Below are 8102 nucleotides of genomic sequence, written 5' to 3'. Positions count from 1 at the left end.
TAGCGCCAGTCCTGCCCGCGGCTCCGTTCAATCCGGCTTGCAATGAGGTCCGACAGCCAACCCGGCCGCTCCGTCGTGCCCGCGGACCTCACAGAAGCCTCCAGATTCCCAAGAGGTGGTTTGCGTGATTCATGGGAGGTCGGCTCATGGAGGGCCGATCAATGGACGTGGACTGGCAAGCCGATCTGGATCGCTGGCTCGAGCCGTTTGTCGCGGCGCTAGGGCACAAGACGCGGGCACGGATGTGTCCGGCCTATATCGCTGGGCTGATTGGTCCAGGAGATCGAAAGAGCGTTCAGCCGATGGCGGCGCGCGCTGGCGAGGTCGGCTACGATCAGCTTCATCATTTCGTCGCTGCAGGGGTTTGGGACAGCGCTCCACTCGAGGCTGCGCTGCTGAAGGAGGCAGATGGCCTGGTTGGTGATGAGGCAGGCTTTCTCGTCATTGACGACACAGCGTTACCGAAGAAGGGACAACATTCGGTTGGTGTCGCGCCTCAATATGCCTCGTCGCTCGGAAAGACTGCCAATTGTCAGTCGCTGGTCTCGGTAACGCTGGCCTCGCGCGAGGTGCCGGTGATGGTGGGCCCGCGGCTCTTCCTGCCCGACACCTGGACGAATGATCCCGAGCGGATGATGCGGGCGCGAGTCCCGAAGGATCGACAGGTCGCTCTGACAAAGCCGGAGATCGCCATCGAAGAGATCGATCGTGTCATCGCCTCCGGCGCGCGTTTTGGCTGCGTGCTTGCCGACGCGGGCTACGGGTCGAGCAGCTCTTTTCGTCAGGCTTTGAGTGAGCGCAGTCTGCTGTGGGCTGTAGGGCTATCGCGACGCCAAAACGTCTATCCGGCCGATGTTGATCTGATCTTCCCGGTCGCGAAGACCGGAAAGCCCCGCAAATACCACATCCCTGATCAGCCCCCGGTCTGTGCAGAAGCGTTGTTGGCCGGAGGGAAATGGCAAAGGGTCAGCTGGCGGCGCGGCACTAAAGGTCGGCTGACATGCTACTTTGCGGCTCGACGTGTCCGCGTTGCGGATGGTCATAAGCACCGGATGCTCGACAATCGCGTGCAATGCATGCCAGGCGAGGAGGTCTGGCTCGTCGGCGAACGCCGGTCGACTGGCGAGCAAAAATACTATGTATCGAACCTGCCGGTCGATACGAGCCTCAAGATGCTCGCCGCCACGATCAAAGCCAGATGGATCTGCGAGCAGGCGCATCAGCAGCTCAAGGAGGAACTCGGCCTCGACCACTTCGAAGGCAGATCCTGGACCGGGTTACACCGACATGCCCTGATGACGATGATCGCTTACGCCTTCCTCCAATCCCGCCGCCTCAAAGCAGTGGGACGGAAAAAAAAGAGTCGGGGGACCACCGCCGCAACCGAGCATGCCGGCTGTTAGACAAGCCATCCTCGACCTCTTCGCACGACCGCCACCCAGGCGATGCCCCCACTGTGAGAAACTCCTCGCTGACGCAGCCAAACATAATCTGCCAAAGTAGTGCTAGCTAGGTACTCCCTCAGATAGATCTCGCGCTCGGCAGCTGGACTATACACCACCACATCCAAGCCAGCCCTCAGAAAATGCGCGGCCCAACCGGCCCCAATCAGGCCATCTCAACGCAAGTGACCCTAGCGATCCGGTCGCCTGGTGTTTTGCGCGGTCATTTACAACCCTCCAGCATCAAGGTTGCCTCACAAACGCCGCGCCCTCTTTCAGGCAAGCGTGGTCCCGCCCATCGACTCGTTTCCAACGATTTACCGCCTTCGATGCCGCAGATGACGATCCGCGCCCACTCGGCCGGATGAGCCCAAGTAAATCATCTCGAAAAATTCGCAAGTCTACGGTCACGACAGCGAGTTTCGTCGGCGGCGGCAAGAGCCGCGTCAGCGTGAGCCTGCGTCTCGATAAGGTGGGTGCGCTCGTATCAAATGTCAAATGGAGAAACCATATCGTCGTGTAAATTTATCCTACTATAACTTATTCAACAAACATTAACTTAAGTTTAACAAACATTGTCTTTCGACATCCGCCAACCGCTGTTATCTTGTCCGCAGGCAAGTTAGTTAGAAATGACAACTATCTAATGCGACAAGTCTCCGAAGAGAGATATACATAAGATAGAAATGTCGTCATAAATAACTCCCGCTTAGATATGGTAATGTCAGGCGGAGCCGCGATGGAGTGGTTTGAGATATGGAACAAATTCATGATAAAGCCAAAGCACTGCTTAGCGTCGTGAAGAAATCACTTGATCCATCGTATCGGATAATTTGTTTCCCTCACGGAGGGGGCGGCGTACAGTCATTCCGTACTTGGTCTGGCTATCTCCCCGACGACGTTGAGCTTATTTGCCTGGATCTTCCCGGGCGCCGCAAACGGTCCGCGGAGGCCGCGATCCGCAGCATGGACGCACTGGTACCCATGGTCATTGAGGCGCTCCAGGCTTACAGCGGTAGGCCTTTTGTTTTCTTCGGTCATAGCGCAGGTGCGCTCGTCGCCTACGAAGTCGCCCGCTCACTGGAGGAGGCCGGTCGGCCATCTCCCTTCCTTGTTGTCGTGTCTGCTCACAAGCCGGCGGATGTGCCGGCGGATGAGCCGCCCATGTATAGATACACGGACGACAAGTTAACCGATGTGATCCGTATCCTTGGCATGGTCCCCGAAGAAGCGCTGGCAAATGAGGTACTCCTACAAGACTTCATTTTGCCGCCACTGCGGGCCGACTTCGAACTTGTGGAGACCTACGACCGGAGCTTACCAACGCCAATCGGCGCGGCAATAACCGCGATGGGGGGAATTCAAGACGAAACGATCAATGCGAATGGCCTGGACGAATGGTGTCGGCTTACGACGTCGCGCTTCGCACGGATTATGTTTGATAGCGATCACTTTTTCACCCTGTCCATGACGGAGGAGGTGGTGTCTAGCCTCCTGCGCGAAGTTGGCGAGGTGAAGGGACAACTTCCGGCTTCCATCCAACACGGCGAGATCTTCCCTTATACCAACCTAACTCTGCATGAGCAATTCCGCAAACAAGCGGCTCTCACCCCCGACAGTCCTGCAATCGTGTCAGAGGCTGCGACCATCACATATTGTGAACTCGACGACCTGAGCGAGATTCTATCCAGGCACCTCCTCGGACATGGTCAGAGCCGAGGTTCGCGCGTCGGTATCCTGATGGATACTTCACCCGAATACGCCGTCGCGTTGTTCGGTATTCTTAAGACAGGGGCTGCTTACGTCGTGCTTGACAAAGCGCACCCCATGGTTGCGCTACGGCGGATACTTGAGAAGGGAAGCGTTGAAATCGTTATCACCAACAACCGTTTCGCAGCTAAGCTTCCGCCTGACTGGTCTGGTATTGCGCTGTCGCTCGACGAGGGTTGGGAAGCACAACTCGGCAAGGCCAATCCGGCCAATCCCCAAGCGGTGGATTTGGATGCGCCCGCCATGATTGCATTTTCATCTGGCACGACTGGTGAACCAAAAGGGGTGGTCTTGCCTCACCGAAGCGCTGTAGCCTCTCACCAGTGGCGCTATTGCGTACTGCCATATGCGCCCGATGATCGCGAGGCGATCAATCTCTTCTTGGCCGGGGAGATAATGCGCCCGATCCTCGCCGGGATTCCAGCCTATCTGATCCCTGACGACGTTATCTACGATCCGCACCAGCTGGTCAACTACTTGGAACGAAATCGAATTTCGAGAATATTGCTAACCCCTTCACTGTTGGATGTGCTTCTCAGCAGCGGCTTGCTCGACGTCCCCTCCCTCCTTCCGGATCTCCGATTGATCTTCCTATCAGGCGAGGTACTAACAGCAGCGTTGCTTGCGCGTGTGAGGGATGCGTTGCCTCACGTTAGAATCATCAACTACTACGGCGCAGCAGAGGCGCATGATATCTCGCATATTGACTTGAGAGAGATCGATCCTGCGACAATACAAAAGGTCGTGCCGGTCGGTCCGCCTCAGCACAATGTCAGTGTCTATATCCTCGGGGAGCAACGCGATCCTGTCCCACTGGGCTTCCTGGGCGAGGTCTTCGTCGGCGGCGATGTCTTGGCTCATGGATATCTCGACAGCCCGGAGATGACAGGTGAAAGATTCTTTCCCGATCCGTTCCGCGCTGATGGCAAGATGGTCCGCACTGGCGATTTTGGCCGCATGCTGCCTGGCGGCCAGCTGGAGATTATGGGGCGTTGCGCTTTCATGGTGAAAATCCGAGGATATAGCGTCGTTCCAGCGTCTGTAGAAGCTGCCTTGCTGCGGTACTCCGGGGTCCGCTCCGCCGCCGTATTGCCTGAGCTCGATCCGACGACAGGCCAGCCTGATCGACTGATCGCCTATGTAGTCCTGCACGATGGTTGCAAAGGCTGGGAGGCTGCTTTGCGAGCGCATTTGAAGTCCGAGTTACCGCATTATGCGATACCCGCGCATTTCGTGGCGGTAAGGGAATTGCCCATTGCGGCTAATGGGAAACTTGATCGGTCGCGCCTTCACGGGCTCGCGCAAGAGGCATGCGCTCCGGTGACCGGTACCGACGCGGTCGAATCGGCACTTCGCGCAGCTTGGCGCGACCTTCTCCAGGCTGAGGCTGCCGATCCGCGCGACAACTTTTTCGACTGCGGCGGACACTCCCTCCTGGCTGCGCGACTCTGTACGCAGCTTCGCAAAAGTCTGAAGGTGGAGCTCCGCGTAGTGGAGGTCTTCCTCAATCCGACTTTCGAAGAACTCGCGGCTCTTCTCCGCAATCGTGGCGGCGAGCAGAGGCATCGCCAAAGCGGCAAGCTCCCCAAAACACCGCCAGTCTTGCCGGATAGGCCGCATGTGAAGGCGTTGGACCGTCGGCGCAGCCGCGGTATGGACATTGCGGTGATCGGATTGTCCGGGCGTTTTCCCGGCGCGGAAACAGTCGATGCACTGTGGGAAAACCTTTGCCATGGGGTGTGCTCGATCACCTCACTCTCCACGCATGAACTCAAGGCCCGGGGCATTCCGGAGGCTGTCCTGAAGCGCCCCGATTATGTGCGCGTGGGCGCCCATCTCAAGGATGTGGATCTTTTCGATCCGGTTTTCTGGAAGCTTTCGAGGCGGGAGGCAACGTTAATGGACCCGCAGCATCGTCTGTTTCTCGAATGCTGCTGGAAGGCCCTCGAGTCGGCCGGATATGCGCCAACCCAGCATGAAGGCCGGACCGGAGTGTTCGCAGGTTCTTCTTCCCCACTCTATCTGCTGCACCATTTGAAGGGCGGCCTCAGCGATCCCACCAACGCGCGACTCGCTTTCCTGACGGAGCTCGGCAACGAGAAGGACTACCTTGCCTCGCGCGTGTCCTACATGCTGAACCTCAATGGCCCAAGTATTGCGGTGCAAACCTCATGCTCAACTGGGTTGGTGGCGATCGCGGTCGCCGCTCAGTCGCTCGCGGCCGGACATTGCGACATGGCGTTGGCAGGTGCCTCCAGTATCACCTTCCCTCAAGCGGGGTATCAGTTTGTCAAGGACTTTATTAATTCTTCGGACGGTGTGTGCCGAGCCTTTGATGCCGATGCCAGTGGCACGGTGCTCGGAGATGGGGTGGGGGTTGTGGTTCTCAAGCGCCTTGAAGACGCGCTTGAGGCGAACGATCCGGTCCACGCGGTGGTAAAAGGATGTGCCATTAACAACGATGGCCGCGCCAAATCGTCCTTCTCCGCGCCTAGCGCGCGAGGCCAGGCCGAAGTTGTGCGCTTGGCACTTGCCTCCGCGGCACTTGGCCCTGAAGATGTGGAATACATCGAAACTCATGGGACCGGCACCAAGGTCGGAGACCCGATCGAGGTCCGCGCTCTGGCAAAGGTCTTTGCGGGGCAAGAGAAAACGGGCAACGCCTGTGCGCTCGGGTCAATCAAACCGAATATCGGCCATGCCAACATCGCCTCAGGGGTGGCGAGCTTTATCAAAACAGTTCTCACCCTTCAGCACGGCGTAATCCCCGCGACTATCAATATCAACCGGCTGAACGAAGATCTCGGTCTGGAAGATACGCCTTTCTTCATCAATGAACGGCTTAGACCTTGGCCCTGTCCGCCGGGACGGCCGCGCACTGCCGGAGTCACGGGGCTCGGCATGGGTGGAACCAACTGCCATGTCGTTCTGCAGGAATGGGGCAGCGACAATGCGAGAGCTTGGCCCGGACCGATCGCACGGGGATCTTATGCCCTTTGCCTATCTGCAAAGACCTCCTCGGCGTTAAGCCGGGCCTGCCGGAATCTAGCCGCGTTCCTGCAGCGTAACCGCGATATCGATCTTGGTGACGTCGCTCATACACTACGCGTGGCGAGATGCCAGTTCGAGCACCGAACCGTCGTTGTGGCGCGCAACTTGGATATGGCCATTGCGAGGTTGGAAGAAGAGGTGGATCGTGCAGCTGATCGGACCGTTTCATCGCCGTCGATTGGGTTCATGCTGCCCGGCTGTGGAGTGCAGCACCCGCGAATGTTCAAGGACCTCTTTGATCACGTGCCAGACTTTCGCAATGCTGTCCTGGCGTGTGCCGCCGCTAGTCGCCGGGTTCTGGATCGCGACCTGGAGACGGTCATATTTGGGGAAGACGACACATACCGGACGGCTTCCTTCGAAGAAATCAGTGTCATGATTTTCTCCGTGCAATACGCCATGGCTAGTTTGTTAGAACTGTTTGGAGTGCGGCCCGGTTATCTCGTCGGACACAGCATGAGCGAATACGTTGTGGCCGCCCTAGCTGGTATTCTAAAAGTAGAAGACGCTGTTGGGCTGACGGTCGTTCGGAGCCGCGCGATGGCGAATCTTGGTATCGACGGTGCTATGCTTGCGGCCGAATGTGGCCCGAACGACGCCGAGCGTATCCTCACGGAGGATGTTTGGCGTGATCGAGCTGCAGCTGGCGAGATTGGCGTCGGTGTCGTGAACTCAAATACCGGTGTCGTGTTCACCGGCAAGCGGGACCTTCTGGAAAGGCTTCAGGAAAGTCTCGAACAGCGACAGATCCCCAACAACCTCCTTAATACAGCTGGTGTCGCCAGCCATTCTCCGCTGATGAAAGGAGCGGCTGAGACCATCGATGCCCAGATCCGCATCGTAGAAAAGCGGTTGCCGGATGTGGCCATAGCTCTGAATTCAGGATCCCTGCATGGCGCAAAAGCACTCTTGCCGGATAGCCACTGGAGTGGGCAAGCAACTGAAACTATCCGATTCGATCGCTCTATCCAGACCATGGTCGCTGCCGGTGTAACTGCACTCGTTGATCTTGGCCCTTCGCGCAATCTGGCGCGTTTCGCACATGGGGCGATCAACCCGGAGGATCGCAAGAACCTAATTCCATCGATTGTCCCAGCCGCGCGCGACGAGAACGATGATGAGTCCACCGACCGCCATGTCCTACTGGAATGCCTTGGGGCACTCTGGGCCGCAGGTGTTGCGGTGGATTGGAAACGGGCCAGCGATCAGTTGGAACCGTTCGGTACTCGCCATCGCATTCCCCTTCCAACGTACTCATTCGACGGTCAACGATGCTGGCCGGACGATCAGCCTGCGAGCCCGACGGTTCCGCGGCAGCCCGGGAGCGAGAGCCGCAAAGGGGAGAAGTGTTAACGATGCCAGACGAGCGGCCAGAAGAAGAGAAAAATCTCTGCCGGAAAAAGAAGCCGAAATAGGAAAGGTAAACATGTTGAGTAACGATGATCCGAGGAGAATTTTTCTTGATGAAATCAAAACCGTTTTGGGAGACAACGAAATATGCATGGAAGATAACTTCTTTGATGTTGGGGGAGACAGCCTTATCGCAGCAGAAATCCAAGCCACTTTGGATAAAAGCGACCGCTGGAGGTCGCCGCAATTGGATGAGATAATTGAGGCGGCGACGTTCGGCGACCTGTATGACCGCATATGCAGACGTAACCACCCGTCGCAATAAAAACACCTCAAGCTTGTTAGACTAAATGTTCGCCGGTCCCAAGAGAACATTTGGTCTAGCAGGCTTCTCTGATTGGGGTCGTTAAGGTCAAGCCCCTCCTCGTGATATTTTTCCCTACTCCAGTCGCCCCGCGGGTCACTCGCTTCTCTTCGCGGTCGATGTTA

2 protein-coding genes and 1 pseudogene are annotated in these 8102 nt (G+C 57.4%); all 3 read left to right on the top strand.

The window, feature by feature from the left end; translation table 11 throughout:
• Positions 1 to 124: 124 nt before the first annotated feature.
• A pseudogene (locus RFN28_RS34015) lies at positions 125 to 1403 on the top strand (IS701 family transposase).
• Between the two features lie 795 nt (positions 1404 to 2198).
• The gene (locus tag RFN28_RS34010) at positions 2199 to 7616 is read left to right on the top strand and encodes an alpha/beta fold hydrolase (RefSeq protein WP_320291505.1); all 5418 of its coding nucleotides are present in this window, start codon (positions 2199 to 2201) and stop codon (positions 7614 to 7616) included.
• 73 nt (positions 7617 to 7689) lie between these two features.
• Complete coding sequence (locus RFN28_RS34005; RefSeq protein WP_320291504.1) at positions 7690 to 7938, top strand: acyl carrier protein; 249 nt, start codon at positions 7690 to 7692, stop codon at positions 7936 to 7938.
• Positions 7939 to 8102: the final 164 nt, after the last annotated feature.

This window comes from Mesorhizobium album, from assembly GCF_033977205.1.
GTDB lineage: Bacteria > Pseudomonadota > Alphaproteobacteria > Rhizobiales > Rhizobiaceae > Mesorhizobium > Mesorhizobium album.
The sequence above is the reverse complement of the archived record's forward strand: the minus strand, read 5'-3'. Positions and strand labels throughout refer to the sequence as shown.

What these genes read in the sequence shown, in the direction of transcription:
- RFN28_RS34005 (WP_320291504.1), top strand. Translation starts at nt 7,690, where the DNA reads ATGTTGAGTAACGATGATCCGAGGAGAATTTTTCTTGATGAAATCAAA.
- RFN28_RS34010 (WP_320291505.1), top strand. Translation starts at nt 2,199, where the DNA reads ATGGAACAAATTCATGATAAAGCCAAAGCACTGCTTAGCGTCGTGAAG.